The 17,924-nt window shown below is 56.1% G+C and carries 17 protein-coding genes and 1 tRNA gene; 10 read left to right on the forward strand and 8 right to left on the reverse strand.

Features of this window, described 5'->3' with window-relative positions; translation table 11 throughout:
• Positions 1–253: 253 nt before the first annotated feature.
• Positions 254–868 (reverse strand): protein-methionine-sulfoxide reductase heme-binding subunit MsrQ, encoded by a 615-nt coding sequence (msrQ, locus tag ACR0ES_RS10160; protein WP_480587089.1) that lies wholly within the window; start codon positions 866–868, stop codon positions 254–256.
• A 4-nt stretch (positions 869–872) separates the two neighbouring features.
• Positions 873–1,775 carry a protein-methionine-sulfoxide reductase catalytic subunit MsrP gene (gene msrP / locus ACR0ES_RS10165; protein WP_480539374.1) on the reverse strand — a complete coding sequence of 301 codons (903 nt, stop codon included), beginning with the start codon at positions 1,773–1,775 and terminating at the stop codon, positions 873–875.
• 379 nt (positions 1,776–2,154) lie between these two features.
• Here msrP and ACR0ES_RS10170 point away from each other — a divergent pair, with 379 nt between their 5' ends.
• Together ACR0ES_RS10170 and ACR0ES_RS10175 are read left to right on the forward strand one after the other, a co-directional pair.
• Positions 2,155–2,970, forward strand: coding sequence for a cyclase family protein (locus tag ACR0ES_RS10170; RefSeq protein ID WP_480870544.1), 816 nt, complete (start codon positions 2,155–2,157; stop codon positions 2,968–2,970).
• Between the two features lie 97 nt (positions 2,971–3,067).
• Positions 3,068–3,691, forward strand: coding sequence for a class I SAM-dependent methyltransferase (locus ACR0ES_RS10175; protein WP_480870546.1), 624 nt, complete (start codon positions 3,068–3,070; stop codon positions 3,689–3,691).
• 52 nt (positions 3,692–3,743) lie between these two features.
• On the opposite strand, the gene clpB is transcribed toward ACR0ES_RS10175, so the two are convergent.
• Together clpB and ACR0ES_RS10185 are read right to left on the reverse strand one after the other, a co-directional pair.
• Positions 3,744–6,362, reverse strand: a complete 2,619-nt coding sequence (clpB, locus tag ACR0ES_RS10180; RefSeq protein ID WP_480870549.1) for an ATP-dependent chaperone ClpB — start codon at positions 6,360–6,362, stop codon at positions 3,744–3,746.
• A gap of 125 nt (positions 6,363–6,487) precedes the next feature.
• On the reverse strand, positions 6,488–6,805 hold the full coding sequence (locus tag ACR0ES_RS10185; protein ID WP_209599181.1) for a hypothetical protein: 318 nt from the start codon (positions 6,803–6,805) through the stop codon (positions 6,488–6,490).
• A gap of 140 nt (positions 6,806–6,945) precedes the next feature.
• Between ACR0ES_RS10185 and pyrF the strand changes: the two genes are divergently transcribed.
• Positions 6,946–7,650: an orotidine-5'-phosphate decarboxylase gene (gene pyrF / locus ACR0ES_RS10190; RefSeq protein ID WP_480774004.1), complete on the forward strand. Its 705-nt coding sequence runs from the start codon at positions 6,946–6,948 to the stop codon at positions 7,648–7,650.
• Between the two features lie 350 nt (positions 7,651–8,000).
• On the forward strand, positions 8,001–9,254 hold the full coding sequence (locus ACR0ES_RS10195; RefSeq protein WP_480870552.1) for a DNA polymerase IV: 1,254 nt from the start codon (positions 8,001–8,003) through the stop codon (positions 9,252–9,254).
• A gap of 2 nt (positions 9,255–9,256) precedes the next feature.
• Here the strand turns inward: ACR0ES_RS10195 and ACR0ES_RS10200 are convergent, their stop codons facing one another.
• Positions 9,257–10,117 carry an N-formylglutamate amidohydrolase gene (locus ACR0ES_RS10200; RefSeq protein ID WP_480870554.1) on the reverse strand — a complete coding sequence of 287 codons (861 nt, stop codon included), beginning with the start codon at positions 10,115–10,117 and terminating at the stop codon, positions 9,257–9,259.
• Positions 10,118–10,266: 149 nt separating this feature from the next.
• Between ACR0ES_RS10200 and ACR0ES_RS10205 the strand changes: the two genes are divergently transcribed.
• Together ACR0ES_RS10205 and ykgO are read left to right on the forward strand one after the other, a co-directional pair.
• Positions 10,267–10,341 (forward strand) — tRNA-Val (locus tag ACR0ES_RS10205).
• Between the two features lie 90 nt (positions 10,342–10,431).
• Positions 10,432–10,557: a type B 50S ribosomal protein L36 gene (gene ykgO / locus ACR0ES_RS10210; RefSeq protein WP_008755722.1), complete on the forward strand. Its 126-nt coding sequence runs from the start codon at positions 10,432–10,434 to the stop codon at positions 10,555–10,557.
• 64 nt (positions 10,558–10,621) lie between these two features.
• On the opposite strand, the gene ACR0ES_RS10215 is transcribed toward ykgO, so the two are convergent.
• Positions 10,622–10,945 (reverse strand): SemiSWEET transporter, encoded by a 324-nt coding sequence (locus tag ACR0ES_RS10215; protein WP_267365035.1) that lies wholly within the window; start codon positions 10,943–10,945, stop codon positions 10,622–10,624.
• 283 nt (positions 10,946–11,228) lie between these two features.
• Between ACR0ES_RS10215 and ACR0ES_RS10220 the strand changes: the two genes are divergently transcribed.
• The 3 genes from ACR0ES_RS10220 to ACR0ES_RS10230 all read left to right on the forward strand — a co-directional run bounded on the left by ACR0ES_RS10220 (position 11,229) and on the right by ACR0ES_RS10230 (position 13,434).
• Positions 11,229–12,245 (forward strand): Fe(3+) ABC transporter substrate-binding protein, encoded by a 1,017-nt coding sequence (locus ACR0ES_RS10220; RefSeq protein WP_480483955.1) that lies wholly within the window; start codon positions 11,229–11,231, stop codon positions 12,243–12,245.
• Positions 12,246–12,361: 116 nt separating this feature from the next.
• Positions 12,362–12,916, forward strand: coding sequence for a helix-turn-helix domain-containing protein (locus ACR0ES_RS10225; protein ID WP_480774001.1), 555 nt, complete (start codon positions 12,362–12,364; stop codon positions 12,914–12,916).
• Complete coding sequence (locus tag ACR0ES_RS10230; protein WP_480774000.1) at positions 12,913–13,434, forward strand: N-acetyltransferase family protein; 522 nt, start codon at positions 12,913–12,915, stop codon at positions 13,432–13,434. The genes ACR0ES_RS10225 and ACR0ES_RS10230 overlap by 4 nt, the downstream gene beginning before the upstream one ends.
• A 16-nt stretch (positions 13,435–13,450) precedes the next feature.
• Here ACR0ES_RS10230 and ACR0ES_RS10235 read toward each other — a convergent pair whose 3' ends face one another.
• Positions 13,451–14,251 carry a phenylalanine 4-monooxygenase gene (locus tag ACR0ES_RS10235; protein WP_480870556.1) on the reverse strand — a complete coding sequence of 267 codons (801 nt, stop codon included), beginning with the start codon at positions 14,249–14,251 and terminating at the stop codon, positions 13,451–13,453.
• Positions 14,252–14,370: 119 nt separating this feature from the next.
• Between ACR0ES_RS10235 and ACR0ES_RS10240 the strand changes: the two genes are divergently transcribed.
• Positions 14,371–14,829: an Lrp/AsnC family transcriptional regulator gene (locus ACR0ES_RS10240; RefSeq protein WP_480494575.1), complete on the forward strand. Its 459-nt coding sequence runs from the start codon at positions 14,371–14,373 to the stop codon at positions 14,827–14,829.
• A 151-nt stretch (positions 14,830–14,980) separates the two neighbouring features.
• On the opposite strand, the gene ACR0ES_RS10245 is transcribed toward ACR0ES_RS10240, so the two are convergent.
• Positions 14,981–17,773, reverse strand: coding sequence for a bifunctional aconitate hydratase 2/2-methylisocitrate dehydratase (locus ACR0ES_RS10245; protein WP_480870559.1), 2,793 nt, complete (start codon positions 17,771–17,773; stop codon positions 14,981–14,983).
• Between the last annotated feature and the right edge of the window lie 151 nt (positions 17,774–17,924).

The following is a 17,924-nucleotide window of genomic DNA, read 5'->3' on the forward strand; positions in this document are numbered from 1 at the left end:
TCAACCGTCTTTCCAGTCCGTCAGGCCAACCTCAGTTGCGCCGGTGAAGGGGGTTCTAAGTATTACTCTCAAAACCCGCAAGCGGAAAATGCACGAAAACAAAAGAAAATGCCGATTTCAAAAATAATTATTTATTTTCAACATGTTAACCATTCACAATCAGGCGGAAGCGCGCCGGAATCGTCGAAAACACAGATGGGGTTCCGCACTTTATCGCCTTGTTTACAATGTTACTCACAGACTCGCTTCCGAGTCAGGCAGAATCTGCTGTGTTGGACTGGAGTGACAGGCTTGGAATCGGCAACCTAAGGGCAAGAAGGATGACTATAGCTGCCAAATAGATCAGCGGCTCGATCTGAAACCCTTTTGCCAGCATCACGTAATGCAGGCCGCCCAGCAAAGCGGCCGGGTACACCAGCCAATGCAGCCTGCGCCAACGCGGCCCCAGTCGGCGCACCGACCAGTTGTTGGATGTTGCCGTCAGAGGCAACAGCAAAAGAAACGCCCCAATTCCAACGGTAATATAAGGACGCTTGAGGATATCCGCCCAAATCTGGCTGGGAAGCTGAACGTCCAGAACCAGCCAGACAAGGAGATGCAGGCTGACATATACAAAAGTCAGCACCCCAATGGCCCGACGGAACTTCACCAGGTTCAAGCCCACAAATCGGCGCAAGGATGTGATGGCCAGCCCGGCAATCAGCAACTGTAAAGCCAGTTCGCCGTAGCGGTGTTCCAGCGCCTCAATCGGTTCGATTCCCAAACCGCCAGTCAGGCCAAGATAGAACAGCCAGGGCGCGGGCAGCGCGCCCATCAGATAAACGGCCCATACCGGAATACGCCGGAGTGTCTGATTGATGGCCTGCATGATTCTAGTAGTTCCTGGCCAAATCCATACCTTCATAAAGGCTGGCGACCTCTTCTTCATAACCGTTGAACATCAGCGTCGGTTTGCGCGAGGCAAACAGGCCGCCGCCGATTTCACGTTCGGAGGCTTGCGACCAGCGCGGATGATCAACGTTCGGGTTTACATTACTATAAAAACCGTATTCTCGCGAATTGGCCATATTCCAACTCGTGGGCGGCTCTTCTTCAACAAGCGTGATCCGGACAATCGATTTGATCGATTTGAACCCGTATTTCCACGGCACCACCAGACGCAATGGCGCGCCGTTCTGATTTGGAATCGGCTTGTCATAGATACCAGTGGCCATGATCGTCAGCGGATGCATCGCCTCGTCCAGGCGCAAACCCTCGCGATAGGGCCATTCCAGAATGGGATAGCGCGTTCCCGGCATCTCATCCGGGCGGTGGGCCGTTTCGAACGCTACGTATTTCGCGCCGTCTTTCACCCCCGCCATTTTCAGAAGATCGGCCAGTTCGAACCCGTTCCATGGTACGACCATCGACCAGGCTTCAACGCAACGGAAGCGATAGATGCGTTCTTCGATCGTCATCTCGGACAGGATGTCCTTGAAATCATACTCACCAGGACGATCGACCAGACCGTCAATCTTTACGCTCCAGGGTTCGGTCACCAGCGTATGCGCATATTTCGCCGGGTCATCTTTTCCGGTCCCGAACTCATAATAATTGTTGTAACTCGTGATCTCATCCCAGGTGTTCGGCTCCAGCGCATCCTGCGCCGCAGCTGGTTGGCCCATTGCCGCCACACCAACACCCGCCATCCCGGCCATGACCTGCCGACGGTTCAGGAAGGACGCCCGTGGGGTGACGTCGGCATGTGTTAATGTATTGGTCCAGCGATGCGCCATCTAGGTCTCCGTCGTATTTGTTTGTCATTACAGACTTAGGGTGCTGATAGCACAGACCCATGGAAACAGGCGTCACGTTTGAGCGACGTGATTGTAACGTTCCGAGTGGCGACAGGCCCAGACAGGCGGATTGTGCCGCGCTCTGCCCGCTTTCAGCGGTTGTCACGACCTGAGCCAACTCTCAGTGCTCGAACATTTCGTTGGGGATATACGATTCACTCAGAGCTGGCTCTGAACGGAGGGCAACAGCCGGGTTGTCTGCCTGCAGTCTTTACAACTGCGGGTCCAAAACTGCACTCTGTCAGACAGGCACCATACGCGATCAACAGTGTGGCGGGCCTGTTTTTGCAGCCGCGTGGCCGCAATGGGAGGACGAAAAATGTGTGATATCTGTGTAATGAACGCCGTAAAAGACAGGATGCTGTCCCGGCGCGGGTTCTTCAAAGCCGCGGCGGCATCGGGTGTTGCGGCTGCCGCAACCAGGGCTATGGCACCGGCCGCACTGGCCGCGGGGCATGGCGGTGTCCAAGACATGACCCACACGCTCAGCCCGGAGTTCCCGACCTGGGGCGGAGAGCCGGGTATCTCGGCCGAACAGGCATTCAATTTCGCGGAGCACGGATTCAATCTGTTCAATTTGTCAATCAATGAGCATACGGGCACGCATATAGATGCCCCGCTGCACTTTTCTGCGGATGGGGCTTCGGTCGATGAAATCCCGGTTTCAGATCTGGTCGCACCACTTTGCGTGGTCGATATCGCTGCCCGCGCAGCAGAAGACGCCGATACGCGTTTAACCCCTGATGACCTGAAAGCCTGGATAGCCACCAATGGCGATATACCAGACGGCGCTTGTGTCGCCATGCACTCTGGGTGGGCTGGCAAAACGACAACGGACGCGTTCCGCAATTTCGACGGTGAAGCGCAGCATTACCCGGGCTTTCACGTTGAAGCTGCGCAGATGCTGATGGAGGAAACCGGAGCCCGGTCTATTGCCGTTGACACCTTGTCACTGGATCACGGCATGTCTGCGGATTTCGCCACCCATTATGCCTGGTTGCCATCCGGCCGGTTCGGGATCGAATGCCTGGCCAATCTGGATCAGGTACCCGCGTCAGGCGCAACACTTGTTATTGGCGCACCGAAACACGCAGGCGGCACCGGAGGTCCGGCGCGGATACTTGCGCTGATCTGATGAAACTGACGTTTGGCGAAACTGGCCCGCTTTCTTCAGTGGGTCAGTTTCCATCTGCGCATTCCATGAGTGGTAGGCACTGAGAGCAAGCCAGCCAATGGGCAAGACCAAGTCTGACACCACACGGCGCTATGATACCGCTGCACCAAAATGGCGGGATAAGATGCGTGCCCTTGGTTATTACGATGCGTATCTTGGTTTTCTGTCAGCAAGTCAGCGCGCGACAGAGCAAAACAGTCGGGTTGTTGATATCGGTGCCGGGACGGCCTCGTTTGCAGAAGCCTGGGTTGCTACTCATGGATCATCTGCCGAAGTAACCCTTCTCGAACCCAGTCAAGCCATGTTGAAACACGGTCAAAGCGCGTTACAGGCGCGGGGTATCGAGCCAAGACTTGTGCAGGGCATATTAGGCTCTGTCGTTCTGGAACCCGCTGATGTGGCACTGGCTGCGCATGTCATCGAACACTGCCCCGATCCGTTGCGCGCACTTGAGCAGATTCACGATTTGATGCACCCTGATGGTCGATTGTATCTGGTGGTGTCCAAGCCGCATTGGTGCAATGCGATTATCTGGCTGCAATGGCGACATCGCACATTCGCCAGAGAAGAGATTCTGGGACTACTGGACAAAGCTGGATTCGAATGTGAAGGCGAGCACTCATTTCCCGCAGGCCCACCGTCCCGGACAAGCCAGGGAATTTTAGCGCGTCGAAGAGCGTAGATTCAGACGAAGAAGACCCGCCAATGCGGCGGGTCTTCCGTTCGTTCCTAAATCAATGCACCACTGCATCATCCGGGCGGGGCCGTTCTGACGTCCCCAACCGGTCACCGATGATCAAGCCATCAGCCCCGGCGGTGACCGGGACAACCTCACCATCCTTGATCTCACCGGCCAACAGCGCTTCGGCCAGCGGGTTCTGCAGGGCGCGCTGAATCACGCGTTTCAGCGGGCGGGCTCCGAAGACAGGGTCATAGCCTTCATTGGCCAGCCATTCCTTGGCACCATCGTCCAGGGCCAGTTCGATCTTGCGGGCCGCCAGGCGCTTTTGCAGACGCGCCATCTGGATATCGACGATGCCATCCATATCGGCCCGCTTGAGGCGGTCAAAGATGATCGTTTCGTCCAGACGGTTCAGGAACTCGGGCCGGAAATGTGCCCGCACCGCATCCATCACGTCACGGCGTGCCTGCGCGCTGTCCGCGCCATCGGGCAACTGGCTGAGCGCCTGAGACCCAAGGTTCGACGTCAGGATGATCAGCGTCTGCTTGAAGTCCACGGTGCGGCCCTGACCATCGGTCAGAACCCCATCATCCAGAACCTGCAACAGCACGTTGAACACATCCGGGTGCGCCTTTTCAACCTCGTCAAACAGCACGACCTGATAGGGCCTGCGCCGCACGGCTTCGGTCAGCACACCGCCTTCGTCATAACCGACATAGCCCGGAGGAGCCCCGATCAGACGGGCAACCGCGTGTTTCTCCATGAACTCGGACATATCGATACGCACCATCGCATTGTCGTCATCGAACAGGAAATTCGCCACGGCCTTGGTCAGCTCGGTCTTACCCACGCCGGTCGGCCCGAGGAACAGGAACGATCCCAGCGGGCGGCCTTCGTCATTCAGACCCGCACGCGCACGGCGCACGGCGTTGGCGACAGCAGTCACCGCTGCATCCTGACCGATCACGCGGGAATGCAGAGCGTCTTCCATCCGCAGCAGCTTCTCGCGCTCACCTTCCAGCATTTTCGAGGTCGGGATACCGGTCCAGCGCTCCACGACGGAAGCAATCTGTTCAGGGCGCACTGTTTCCTCGGCCATCATACCATTGCTTTCGGCGTTCTCGGCCTCGGTCAGCTTTTTTTCAAGCTCGGGGATGACGCCATAGGACAATTCCCCCGCTTTGGCGAGGTTGCCTTCACGCTTGGCGATCTCAAGATCAGCGCGCGCCTTGTCGAGCTGTTCCTTCAGGTCACGGGCCCCCGCCAGCTTGTCGCGTTCGGCCTGCCATTGTGCTGTCATCTCGGCGGATCGTTCCTGCAAATCGGCCAGGTCCTTTTGCAAGGTTTCCAGACGATCTTTCGAGGCCGCGTCATCTTCAAGCTTCAGCGCCTCTTCCTCGATCTGCATCTGCAGGATGTTCCGGTCGAGTTGATCGAGTTCCTCGGGCTTGCTGTCGACCTCCATCCGCAGACGCGATGCGGCCTCGTCGACAAGGTCGATGGCTTTGTCGGGCAGAAAGCGGTCAGTGATATAGCGGTGCGACAGGGTCGCCGCTGAAACAAGCGCTGAATCCGAGATACGCACACCGTGGTGCAGTTCGTACTTTTCCTTGATGCCGCGCAGGATGCTGATCGTATCTTCGACCGTCGGCTCCTGTACCATTACAGGCTGGAACCGGCGCGCAAGGGCCGCGTCTTTTTCCACGTATTTGCGGTACTCGTCCAGCGTGGTCGCACCAATACAATGCAACTCGCCCCGGGCAAGCGCAGGCTTGATCAGGTTGGCCGCATCCATTGCACCATCAGACTTCCCGGCACCGACCAACGTGTGCATCTCGTCGATGAACAGGATGATTTCACCCGCAGCTTCAGTCACTTCGGTCAGAACGGCCTTGAGGCGTTCTTCGAACTCACCACGGTATTTCGCACCAGCAATCAACGCGCCCATGTCGAGCGCCAGCAGCTTCTTGTCCTTCAGCGATTCCGGCACATCGCCGTTAACGATGCGCAGGGCCATGCCCTCGGCAATCGCGGTCTTACCGACGCCGGGTTCACCGATCAGAACCGGGTTGTTCTTGGTGCGACGCGACAGAACCTGCATCGAGCGGCGGATTTCTTCATCCCGACCGATGATCGGATCAATTTTGCCTTCGGCCGCAGCCTCGGTCAGGTCACGTGCGTATTTCTTGAGCGCGTCATAACCTTCTTCCGCCGACGCGCTGTCAGCGGTGCGACCCTTGCGAATGTCGTTGATCGCCTCATTCAGCTTTTGCGCTGATACGGCTCCGGCGTCCAATGCATCCTTGGCCTTGGACTTCACCATGCACAGCGCCATCAACACGCGTTCGACCGGCACGAAACTGTCGCCCGCCTTTGATGCCAACTTTGCAGCCTCGTCCAGTACTTTGGCGGTCTGGCCGTCCATGTAGATCTGGCTCGCGTCGCCGCTGACCTTGGGGATTTTCCCCATCGCGGTGTCCAGCGCTTCAACCACGCGGTTCGGGGCCCCACCCGCGCGCGTGATCAGGTTGCTGGCCAACCCCTGATCGTCATCCATCAGTGCTTTGAGTATATGCGTAGGCTCCAGCCTCTGGTGCCCCTCGCGCAGCGCAATGGTTTGCGCTGCCTGCACGAATCCCCGTGCCCGCTCGGTGAACTTGTTCAAGTCCATGATATTCTCCTTTTCCAAGCGCCCCGTTTTGACATGCCCGCCTGGCAGCACATGTCGGTCGAAGCCTCACATTCAATCTGGGAAATATCTTCGGTGGTTCAAGAGGCTAAAACACAGAAATCGACCTATTCGCGCTGGATGGTATAGACTGAATAACCACCGGTCTCGGCAACCTGAACGGCACCCAGATCATTTACCAAAGATTGGGCTGCCGCACTTCCCGTCGGGCAAGAAACCAGATCTGCCGTATGGTCCAGGAAATTGCCGGTAAACGCCGTTTCACCAGTAAGTTGACACCAATCATCCTCGGACCTGTAACCACCAACCAAACGCAAATCGTCATTGGTCGGCACAGGTGCAGCCCCTGTATCCGTCTCCTCGGGCGGCGTTTCATTACATGCGGCCAGTGCAATCAACGCGCCCAACAAAACCAGCTTTTTCATTTGTCGCCCCTTATTTTGAATTCGAGTTTTCAATACAGAGCACGATAACACGATTTGAAGCTGCCTGCGCGGCTTAGCAGATGGACAGAGCGGCCCGAAGCCGCTAGGACGCAGACGTTTGCCAAAAAGGAGCGCCCCCCATGTCTGATGACCGCCTGATCGTAGCCCTTGATGTTCCCAACGCTCTGCAAGGGTTGGCCATGGCAGAACGTTTGGGGGACAGTGTTTCTTTCTATAAGATCGGGCTGGGTATGCTGACCGGTGGCGGGCTGGCATTGGCCAACGAACTGAAACAGGATCACGGCAAGCGCATCTTCCTGGATATGAAGTTATTCGACATTGGCAACACAGTTGAAAATGCCGTGCGGGGATTGGCGCAATTCGATCTGGATTTTCTGACCGTGCATGGTGACCCTCATGTGGTGCGCGCTGCCAAAGAAGGTGCTGCGGGTAAAGACCTGAAGATCCTCGCCGTGACCATCCTGACCTCGCTGAACCGCGACGATCTGGACGCAAGCCTTCTGAGATCCGGTGATGTGCAGGACTTGGTCGTTGAGCGCGCGGCCAAAGCCTTTGAAGCCGGTGCTGATGGCGTTATCGCCAGCCCGCAGGAAGCCGCCCTGATCCGCGTTCTGCCTCAGGCTGAAGGTCGTCTGATCGTAACCCCTGGTGTGCGCCCTGCTGGCGCAGCGCTTGGCGACCAGAAACGTGTAGCCACCCCGGCAAGCGCCATTCAGGAAGGCGCAGATCACATCGTTGTCGGCCGCCCGATTTATCAGGCAAAAGACCCAAAAGCCGCTGCTGAGGCTGTTCTTTCCGAACTAAATTCTCTGAAGGTCAGCTAAAACCGCTCGGTTCTTTCAGGTGTGTTTTACGTTGGATTTTCCGCGCAACAAGTTGACCTTAGGTCACTTTTTGACAAAACCGCGCCAAATCGTCTCTGTGCCAGAAAACACACATTCAAAACCCGAGTTTTCTCCGCACGACCTTCATCCTATCGAAACTAAGGATTTTCAGAGATTCTGAAGGGGAAATACTCCCCAACGAACCGCTTCTTCCTGAGGTTCGTTACTTCCCCCCGCGATGTGCGGGGGGTCTTCTTTCCAAATCATACCATGTCAGCAGGGCCTTTGATCCAGGATCACAGGTGATATAAAGAACCTCCAAGCCAACTGCGGAACGCATGAGGACGCAGATGCCCGGTCTTTGCCGAGATTGCCTGACCACATTGTCAAACGAACAACGCTGTACTGCCTGTGGCAGTCCGCGGGTAAAGACACACACGGAACTGTTTGACCTGTCGATTGCCCATATGGATTGTGATGCCTTCTATGCCTCAGTGGAAAAACGTGACAACCCGGAACTGGCGGACAAACCGGTCATCATTGGCGGCGGCAAGCGCGGCGTTGTTTCAACCGCCTGCTACGTTGCCCGTATTCGCGGTGTCCGGTCGGCCATGCCCATGTTCAAGGCCTTGCAACTCTGCCCCGAAGCCGTCGTGATCAAGCCGCGCATGTCCGTCTACGCCCAGGTGTCGCGCGACATCCGCGCCATGATGGATGAGTTGACACCCGTGGTCGAACCGCTTTCGCTGGACGAAGCCTTCATGGACCTGTCGGGAACCGAACGTCTGCACGGCGCGCCACCTGCCGTCATGCTGGCGCGTCTGGTCAAGCGCATGAAGGAAGAAATTGGTGTCACCGGATCTATCGGGTTAAGTCACAACAAATTTCTGGCCAAGGTCGCATCGGACCTCGACAAACCGCGCGGGTTTTCAGTGATCGGCAAGGCGGAAACGGCAGAGTTTCTGAACGACAAACCCGTACGGTTGATCTGGGGCATTGGCCCGGCTGCGCAGGAAGCGCTGGACCAGGCCGGGATCAGAGCTTTCAGTGATTTGCTGCGTTGGGATCAGGAGGCACTAACCGCACGGTTCGGCTCAATGGGATATCGCCTGTGGCACTTGGCCCGAGGTCAGGACAAGCGACGCGTATCCGCGCATGAGCCGATGAAATCCATCAGCAACGAGACGACATTTTTCGAAGATACGTCGAGCCTTGATATTCTGGACGGCCATTTGTGGCGGATGGCCTTGAAAGTGTCGGACCGCGCCAAGGCAAAGGATCTGGCTGGTCGGGTTGTCACGTTGAAACTGAAGAAAGCCAATCACAAGATCCTGACGCGGCGCGTATCCTTGCGGGATGCAACACAGATTGCCGACCGGATTTACCGCACGGCCCGGGGCCTGTTCGATCAGGTTGGCGATCAGGGGCCATATCGATTGTTGGGCTGTGGCTTGTCCGACCTTTGCCCGGCTGATCAGGCGGATATTTCCGGCGACTTGCTGGATCCGGATGCTGCCCGCAGATCCAAGGCCGAACGGGCCACGGACGAGATTCGCCAGCGGTTCGGGGCCGAAGCAATCATGAAGGGCCGTGCGCTGCGCTGAAGCTACTCCGCCGCCAGACGCTCTGGGCTCGCACCCAGGCTGGAAATCTCGCGAACCACCTGCCTGAGCAGCTTCGAGAACGCCATGAAATTGGCATTGGGCGCGATTTTTTCTTCGTCCATGTACAAAGCGCGATCAATCTCGATCTGAACAGCGTGCTGCTGGCGACCGGGACGACCATAGGTTTGCGTCACATATGCTCCGGCAAAAGGCGCATTGCGTGCCACGTTGAGACCCGCTGCCGCGAAAGCGGCTTCAATGATATCGACGACCTCTGGCGACGCGGACGCGCCAAACCGGTCGCCCAGCACGATCTCGGGCCGCCTTCCGCGCGCAGTGCCCGCCATGGCCACCGCCTCGTGCGGCATCGAGTGGCAGTCCACCAGAATTGCCTGTCCGAACATCTCGTGTGATTCGGCCAGCAGGGATTTCAACCGCGCATGATAAGGGCGCCAATAGGTGTCGATGCGCAGCCGCGCTTCGTCCATGGTAAGTTTGCCGCGATAGATTGCCCGACCGTTGGCAACTACGCGGGGAATCACCCCCAGCCCTGACGCGACCCTTGGATTATGCCCGTGCCTGCGGGCACCGCTGATCAAGGCCGGGTCAAGCTCATCCAGGCTGCGGTTCAAATCCAGATAGGCACGTGGCATGGCCGCCTTGATCAAAGGGGCACCGTTTTCCGCCGCGGGCGCGAACAACTGATCAACAAAGGCGTCTTCTGAGGATCGAATCACGCTCCGGTTCAATACGGACCGGTTCAGAAATGCCTCAGGATACTCCCGCCCGCTGTGTGGCGATGAAAAAACCACGCACGAGGTGCGGTTTTCGGGCATATCCAATACATAGGCTGCGCTTTGCATGATCCCTCCGTGTTCGTAATCAACATAGACCGGAAAAATTGTTCTTCCAAACCCCTTGAACCCTTTTGCGACTCCTTTTATAGACCCCGCTACCGGCGCGGGGATCCGCGCCCCATTTCGTTATGGGGCAAGGTACGCAAAGGGAAAGTGGGCGGTTAGCTCAGCGGTAGAGCACTTCGTTGACATCGAAGGGGTCACAAGTTCGATCCTTGTACCGCCCACCATCGTTTCACTGTTCCGGTTGTCCGGGGCACCCGAGTAACCCAGGCGCTGGCCACGTCCTTGATGAAGGCGCCGCAGATTGGAGACAGACCATGAAGGTCAAGAACTCGCTCCGCTCGCTCAAGAACCGGCACCGCGACTGCCGGATTGTGCGTCGCAAAGGCCGCGTCTACGTGATCAACAAGACGCAGCGCAAGTTCAAAGCTCGTCAGGGCTAAGAACTGCACATCACTGCTTAAAGAAACCGCACCTTCGAGTGCGGTTTTTTTGTTCTACCCGCGCCTAAAATGTAATCCCTGCATGGATCAGAATGCCCACGACCATAAGAAAGTTCAGAACCATCGAAATCCCGTTGCCGACATAGATTGGAAGCTTTCCAACAACCAAGCCGTAAGCAAACCAAAGCAGGGATAAGGCGGTATATAGCGACCAAGACAACAAGGACTGTCCCGAGGCATGGTGCGAATGCGTCAAATACAGCTTCACGAGCTGCGGCAGTGTGGCAAAAGGACCAACCACACCAATAAAAACCATGAACCCTTCAAAGCGCGACATCCAATGGCCAAGGTTAGATTTCTCCAATTTTTCAGCCAGTGTTTCGGGCATATCTCACGTTCTTCCTTTAAGTGAATAAGACAGCATATTCTTTTTCTCGGACAATCTGTCTTGCCAAAATATCCGCTAGAAGCGCTTGGACCAAGTCCCTCGACCACGTTACCACCAACCTTCCGCCCCTCGTATGCCTTCAGAGCATCGCATAATGAACGTCACTAGCGACCTTTTGACCAAGTAAATCAGTCGGATTTACTTGCATCCCGCCCAGAATCGTATAATTGAGAAAATCAGTCGGATTAATGACCGACCCGAAATTCAATTGTTGAGGCACACAATGCTGAAATCCACGACCTGCCTGGCCGCCGCGCTGTCGGCACTGATCGCAACCTCTGCCGCCGCCGAGGGCGAACTAAACCTCTATTCGTCGCGCCACTATGACACCGACGAACGGCTGTATACCGACTTTGAAGACGCAACCGGCATCAAGATCAACAGGATCGAAGGCAAAGCGGATGAACTGATTGCCCGGATGGAAGCGGAAGGCGCGAACTCACCTGCCGATGTGATGCTGACCGTGGACACGTCGCGTCTGGCGCGGGCCAAGAATGCAGGTGTCCTGCAATCAATCGACAGCGCTACACTGGAAGAGCGCATTCCAGCCAACCTGCAGGACAGCGACAATCAGTGGTTTGGTTTCTCGCAACGCGGTCGGATCATCTTTTTCGACAAGGAAAACGTGACCAACCCGCCGGCCACCTACGCTGATCTGGCAAAACCGGAATACAAGGGAATGGTCTGTATCCGGTCTTCGACCAACACCTACAACCAGACCCTGCTGGCATCGATCATCACACATGAAGGCACTGAGGCCGCCAAGTCCTGGGCCGAGGGTGTTGTCGCCAACATGGCGCGTGACCCGCAGGGCGGTGACACCGACCAGTTGCGCGGCATCGTTTCGGGCGAGTGTGACATCGCGGTTTCGAACACCTACTATTTCGCGCGCTCCATTCGCACAGACGTCAAAGGCTTGTCCGCAGACCGCGATATGATCGGCTGGGTCTTCCCGAACCAGGACAGCTATGGCGCGCATATGAATCTATCCGGTGGTGGGGTCGCCGCGCATGCACCCAACAAGGAAAACGCGATCCTGTTCCTTGAGTATCTGGCCAGCGATCAGGCGCAGAAATACTTCTCGGCGGGAAATGACGAGTTCCCGGCAGTTCCAAATGTCGAACTGGCCGAGTCGGTCAAGGCACTGGGTGAATTCAAGGCAGACGACGTGAACCTTTCAGACGTTGCAAAGAACATCCCCGAAGCGCAGAAGATCTTTAACGAAGTTGGCTGGAAGTAATCTTTCTTAGCGTTGACTTATTGAAAAGGATGCGACTTGTTCGCATCCTTTTCGTTGATATGAGATATTTGTTAGTGTACTTTCTCGTATATGAGAAATTTTTTCACGAAAATGCAATGCCCGACACCCTGTCAAACCGCCTTGCCAATCGCCTGAGCGAGCTGCGCCGCGGGCGTGGTTGGTCTTTGGATTACCTTGCCGAACACAGCAGGATCAGCCGCGCCACCTTGTCCCGTATGGAAAAAGGGGATGTCAGCCCAACAGCCGACAATCTAGGCCGTCTGTGCGCTGCATACGATCTGCCGATCTCGCGGCTGCTGATGATGGTTGAAGACAGCTTTGACCCCAAGGTTCCATTCGAACGCCAGACCGAGTGGCGCGACCCTGAAACCGGCTTTACCCGCCGTGCTGTTTCACCACCTGCAAATGGATTGAACGCCGAGGTTCTGGAATGCCACCTGCCCCGGGACACGGTCATCACCTACGAAGTGCCTCCTAAATCGGGGCAAGAGCATCATCTGATCTTAATGGACGGCGCGCTCACCCTGACGGTTGATGGAACGGCGCACGCGCTGAACGCCGGGGATTGCCTGCGCTACCATCTGTCGGGACCGACCCGGTTTGAAACAGGGGCGTCGCGTGGCGCACGTTACCTGCTGGTGCTTTTATGATCACGCGCCTGACCGATAACGATTTTGACGCGGCGCTGGATGACCTGGCTGAAATTCTGCATGCCTGTGTTCATGATGGGGCCAGCGTGGGTTTCATACTTCCGTTTACCCTGAATGATGCGCGTGCGTACTGGCACCAAAACGTACAGCCCGGTCTAAGGTCAGGTAAGCTGGACTTATTCGTTTCGTATGACGGTCCCCGCATTACAGGCACCGTTCAACTGATCCCGGCGGCAATGCCCAACCAACCCCACCGCGCCGACGTGGCGAAACTTCTGGTCCATCCCAAAGCCAGACGGCGGGGGTTAGGCCGATCCCTGATGAATGCGCTTGTTCTTCGGGCGCGAGAGGTGGGGCGCACGATGCTCGTACTTGATACGCGCAGCACCGATCCCTCGCGGCTGCTTTATCAAAGCCTCGGGTTTCAGATCGCGGGGGAAATACCGAATTACTGCCGGAACCCATTTGAACCAAAATTCGAGCCCACAACCTATATGTACAAAAACCTTGACGCTTGAAAAGACGCGGCCCCCTCTACTCGGCGGCGGTTACCTTTTCGGGAAACTTGTTCGGCAACAGCCCGAGGCGGCGCGCACGACGAACATCTGCCAGCAGGTCCCGTTCGGCGGCCTCAAACAATTCTTCAGGGTCATCCAGAACAAAATACCCCAACTGATGCATGTCGATCCGGTAGGGTGTTCGCAGAATCGTCAGAACATCAAACGGGTCACGATCGGGTATGTCGCTGGTCACGGCATAGACCAGTTCAGTCGGTGACGACGCCAACCCTGAACCCAACGCCTTGATCTGACCGTTCTGGCGGCGCAGACCAAACTCGATCGAAAACCAGTAGAGCCTGATCAACCAGGCATAATCCGCGTCATCTGCCCGCTTTCCGGCTAGCCCGATGGCGTGGCTGAACGCGGCAAAACGCGGGTCGCTTAACAACGGGGTGTGTCCGAAAATCTCATGAAAGATATCCGGCTCTTCGATATAGTCGAAATCTTCCCGGGAGCGGATGAAGGAAGCGGCCGGAAAAACCCGATCCGCCAGCATCCCGAAAAACGTCTTGAACCCGATCAGCGCCGGAACCGGCTGCACCCGCCAGCCGGTCAGGTCCAGCAACCGTTTCGAAATTTCCGCACAAGATGGCACTTTGGTCTTCGGCAGGTCCAGCCGCACCAAACCGCTTAGGTATTCCGGTGCCATATAGCGCCGAACATTTTCTTCCTGTGCCGCGTAAAGATCAGCCCAGACCGCATTCTCTTCGTCTGTGTAGGTAATGTGGCCATGTTCATCCGCCAGTTTGGCGACATACTTCGTCGATTTGGGCATCAGCATCCTCCTGCATGAGATCAGGATACCTCAACTCACATGGAGAATTTGTTTTGATATTCTGAGTATCGCCCGTATTATGAACGAAACATTCCGAGATATTGCCATTTGCGGGTCAAATGCTTCACCCTGCCGACATTGATATTTTGCGAGAGCTTCAGGCCAGTGGACGCCTGTCTATGCAGGAACTGGCCGACCGGACCGGGTTGTCGGCCTCGCAATGTTGGCGCCGCGTCCGTGACCTTGAATCGTCCGGGGTGGTTTCAGGGTATCGCGCGCAGGTTTCTGCCAAGGCTGTTGGCCTGAATGCCATTGCCTATGTCCACGTCGCGCTGAAGGACCATCAGGAGAACAGCATCTCGGCGTTTCTTCGTCTGGTCGAGACCGAGCCGCAAATCGTCGAGTGCGCCTCGATCACCGGGGATCACGACTTTATCCTGAAGGTTTACGCCAAAACCCCCGAGGATCTTGAAGTCTTTATCATGCAGCGCCTGTTGAAATCAGGGCTGGTCCGCGACACCCGCAGCAACTTTGTGCTTCGCCAGACCAAGACCCGCGGCCCTTTACCCATTCTTTGACAGGGTCCGACGAAACGGAACCTGAGCGGATGTGTCAGGTGCATAACCCATCCTTGCTAAGACGAGGTGTCGAAAGGCTGGGAGTGTCGTTCAATTGGAAAAGCCCGGCCACCGCTTATTGGCGACCGGGCCTACAAGTTACAAAACGTCTTCAGAAGTGAGCCGATTTCGCGGTCGCGGGCTTTTCCATCGGCGGCGCGAACTTGGTCAAGTCGATCCCCTTTACCGCCGACTTGTATTCCTCGGCGGTTGGGGTCCGGCCCAATATGGCCGAGAGTACGACAACCGGTGTCGACGCAAGCAGGGACTCACCCTTTTTCTCATCCGAGTCTTCAACAACACGACCCTGGAACAGGCGCGTGGATGTCGCCAGAACGGTATCGCCTTTTGCAGCCTTTTCCTGGTTCCCCATGCAAAGGTTGCAGCCGGGCCGCTCAAGGTACAGGATATTTTCATATTCCGTACGTGCCTTGTTTTTCGGGAACAGATCATCGAATTCAAAGCCCGAGTATTTCTGGAGAATGCTCCACTCGCCTTCTTCTTTCAGCTCATCAATGATGTTGTAGGTTGGTGCCGCAACAACCAGCGGGGCCTTGAACTCGACAGTGCCCTGTTCCTCTTCAAGGTTCTTAAGCATCTGCGAGACGATAATCAGATCGCCCTTGTGCACCATGCACGACCCGACAAAGCCCAGATCGACCTTCTTTTCACCCTTGTAGTAGGAAACCGGGCGGATCGTGTCGTGGGTGTAACGCTTTGATACGTCAGCATTGTTCACGTCAGGATCGGCTATCATCGGTTCGTCGATCTCATCCAGATCAACGACGAGTTCGGCAAAATACTTGGCGTTTTCATCAGGTTTCAGGGCCGGCTTTTCACCCGACCTGATTTCCGCGATCCGCGCATTCGCCTTGTCGATCAGACCTTGCAGCGTCTGGGCTTCGTTTTCCATACCCTTGTCGATCATGATCTGGATGCGGCCTTTGGCGATTTCCAGAGATTCAATCAGCGTGTCATCTTCGGAAATACAGATCGACGCCTTGGCCTTCATCTCGGCCGTCCAGTCGGTAAAGGTAAACGCCTGATCCGCCAGCAAGGTGCCGATATGAACTTCGATGATCCGGCCCTGGAAGACATTGTCACCGAATGTCTTTAACATCTGCGACTGGGTGGCGTGAACCACATCGCGGAAATCCATATGGCCTGCCATCTGGCCTTTGAAGGTCACCTTAACCGATTCAGGGATCGGCATCGTGGCTTCACCGGTGGCCAGCGCCAGCGCAACGGTGCCCGAATCCGCGCCAAACGCTACGCCCTTGGACATGCGGGTGTGCGAGTCGCCGCCAATGATGATGGCCCAGTCGTCCACGGTGATGTCGTTCAGCACCTTGTGGATTACGTCTGTCATCGAATGGTAAACACCCTTGGGATCACGCGCAGTGATCAGGCCAAAGTTGTTCATGAATTTCATCAGTTTAGGAATGTTCGCCTGCGCCTTTGCGTCCCAAACCGACGCTGTGTGGCACCCGGACTGATATGCGCCATCAACGATGGGCGAGATCACGGTCGCCGCCATAGCTTCCAGCTCCTGCGCGGTCATCAGGCCGGTGGTGTCTTGCGACCCAACGATATTGACCTTAACCCGAGCATCCGAACCCGCGTGCAGAACCTTTCCGTCAGCCACGCCAACCGCGTTTTTGTTGAAGATCTTCTCGACAGCTGTCAGGCCCTGACCCTCGTGCGAGATTTCCTTGGACGGAGCAAATGCAGATTCCAGCGCAACGCCAAGGGTTTCTGCCGCAAATGTCTGCAGCTTCTTCCCAAAGACAATCGCGTAAGAGCCGCCAGCCTTGATGAATTCGACCTTTTGCGGCGTGAAGGACGACGATACATCGACAAGCTCTTTATCGCCTGCTTCATTGTAAAGCTTCTTGTCCTTTGTGTTGATGGTCAGAACGGTTCCGGTCTCGACCGAGTATTTCTGTTCAAGGACAGGACTTTCGTCGTTGTTCAGAATCGGGTTGCCGTCATCGTCCAGCTTTTTGACCCAGTTCTTCAGGTCAATACCGATACCTCCGGTCACACCAACGGTGGTCAGGAAGATCGGTGAGATTCCGTTTGTTCCCGCGACAACTGGTGCGATGTTCACAAAAGGAACATAAGGGCTGGCTTGCGTTCCGGTCCACAAGGCGACGTTGTTGACACCGGACATGCGCGACGACCCGACGCCCATGGTCCCTTTTTCGGCGACCAGCATAACGCGTTTGTCCGGGTGTTGTTTCTGCAAATCCTGAATCTCGGCCTGCGCCGCCGGTGTGATCATGCATTTGCCATGCAATTCCCGATCCGCACGAGAATGCGCCTGATTGCCGGGCGACAGAAGGTCGGTGGAAATGTCTCCTTCGGCCGCGACATAGGTCACAACCTTGATTTCCTCTTCGATGTCGGGCAGCCGGGTAAAGAACTCGGCCTTGGCATAGCTTTCCAGAATGTCCTTTGCGATCGCGTTTCCGGCCTCAAAAGCAGACTTGAGGCGCTGGGTATCCGCATCATACAGGAACACCTGCGTTTTCAGCACCTCTGCCGCCTGATTTGCGATCGACGCATCATCGCCCAGCGCCAGATCCAGCAGAACCTCGACCGAGGGGCCGCCTTTCATATGTGAAAGCAGCTCGAACGCGAAGGCCTGCGAGATTTCTTCGACCGAGGCTTCACCCAATATGATCTCTTTCAGGAACTGTGCCTTTTCACCAGCTGCGCTGGTTGTCCCCGGCAGCGTGTTATAGATGAAATAGGTCAAAGACTCGGCGCGGTGAACGTTGTCCACATCCTTGATTTGTTCGATGATTTCCTGAATCAGCGCACCGTCTTCAATGGGTTTGGGGTGTAAACCTTGCTCTTTGCGCGTCTCGATCTCGTTCAGGTATTCTGTATATAGGCTCATGACGGTTCCGACCATTTAGCTGGTGCGCTGGCGGGTAACAAACCAGCACCTTAATTTTGTATGCCGCGGTATACTAAATGTTCGCAACTTGCAAGACACTCTCCTGCGACCCTGTGTCCTGATCGAGGATGTATCCGTCGAAATACCTGTC

This window comes from Ruegeria sp. N7 (assembly GCF_056531345.1).

What these genes read in the sequence shown, in the direction of transcription:
- msrQ (WP_480587089.1), bottom strand. Translation starts at nt 868, where the DNA reads ATGCAGGCCATCAATCAGACACTCCGGCGTATTCCGGTATGGGCCGTT.
- msrP (WP_480539374.1), bottom strand. Translation starts at nt 1,775, where the DNA reads ATGGCGCATCGCTGGACCAATACATTAACACATGCCGACGTCACCCCA.
- ACR0ES_RS10170 (WP_480870544.1), top strand. Translation starts at nt 2,155, where the DNA reads ATGTGTGATATCTGTGTAATGAACGCCGTAAAAGACAGGATGCTGTCC.
- ACR0ES_RS10175 (WP_480870546.1), top strand. Translation starts at nt 3,068, where the DNA reads ATGGGCAAGACCAAGTCTGACACCACACGGCGCTATGATACCGCTGCA.
- clpB (WP_480870549.1), bottom strand. Translation starts at nt 6,362, where the DNA reads ATGGACTTGAACAAGTTCACCGAGCGGGCACGGGGATTCGTGCAGGCA.
- ACR0ES_RS10185 (WP_209599181.1), bottom strand. Translation starts at nt 6,805, where the DNA reads ATGAAAAAGCTGGTTTTGTTGGGCGCGTTGATTGCACTGGCCGCATGT.
- pyrF (WP_480774004.1), top strand. Translation starts at nt 6,946, where the DNA reads ATGTCTGATGACCGCCTGATCGTAGCCCTTGATGTTCCCAACGCTCTG.
- ACR0ES_RS10195 (WP_480870552.1), top strand. Translation starts at nt 8,001, where the DNA reads ATGCCCGGTCTTTGCCGAGATTGCCTGACCACATTGTCAAACGAACAA.
- ACR0ES_RS10200 (WP_480870554.1), bottom strand. Translation starts at nt 10,117, where the DNA reads ATGCAAAGCGCAGCCTATGTATTGGATATGCCCGAAAACCGCACCTCG.
- ykgO (WP_008755722.1), top strand. Translation starts at nt 10,432, where the DNA reads ATGAAGGTCAAGAACTCGCTCCGCTCGCTCAAGAACCGGCACCGCGAC.
- ACR0ES_RS10215 (WP_267365035.1), bottom strand. Translation starts at nt 10,945, where the DNA reads ATGCCCGAAACACTGGCTGAAAAATTGGAGAAATCTAACCTTGGCCAT.
- ACR0ES_RS10220 (WP_480483955.1), top strand. Translation starts at nt 11,229, where the DNA reads ATGCTGAAATCCACGACCTGCCTGGCCGCCGCGCTGTCGGCACTGATC.
- ACR0ES_RS10225 (WP_480774001.1), top strand. Translation starts at nt 12,362, where the DNA reads ATGCCCGACACCCTGTCAAACCGCCTTGCCAATCGCCTGAGCGAGCTG.
- ACR0ES_RS10230 (WP_480774000.1), top strand. Translation starts at nt 12,913, where the DNA reads ATGATCACGCGCCTGACCGATAACGATTTTGACGCGGCGCTGGATGAC.
- ACR0ES_RS10235 (WP_480870556.1), bottom strand. Translation starts at nt 14,251, where the DNA reads ATGCCCAAATCGACGAAGTATGTCGCCAAACTGGCGGATGAACATGGC.
- ACR0ES_RS10240 (WP_480494575.1), top strand. Translation starts at nt 14,371, where the DNA reads ATGCTTCACCCTGCCGACATTGATATTTTGCGAGAGCTTCAGGCCAGT.
- ACR0ES_RS10245 (WP_480870559.1), bottom strand. Translation starts at nt 17,773, where the DNA reads ATGAGCCTATATACAGAATACCTGAACGAGATCGAGACGCGCAAAGAG.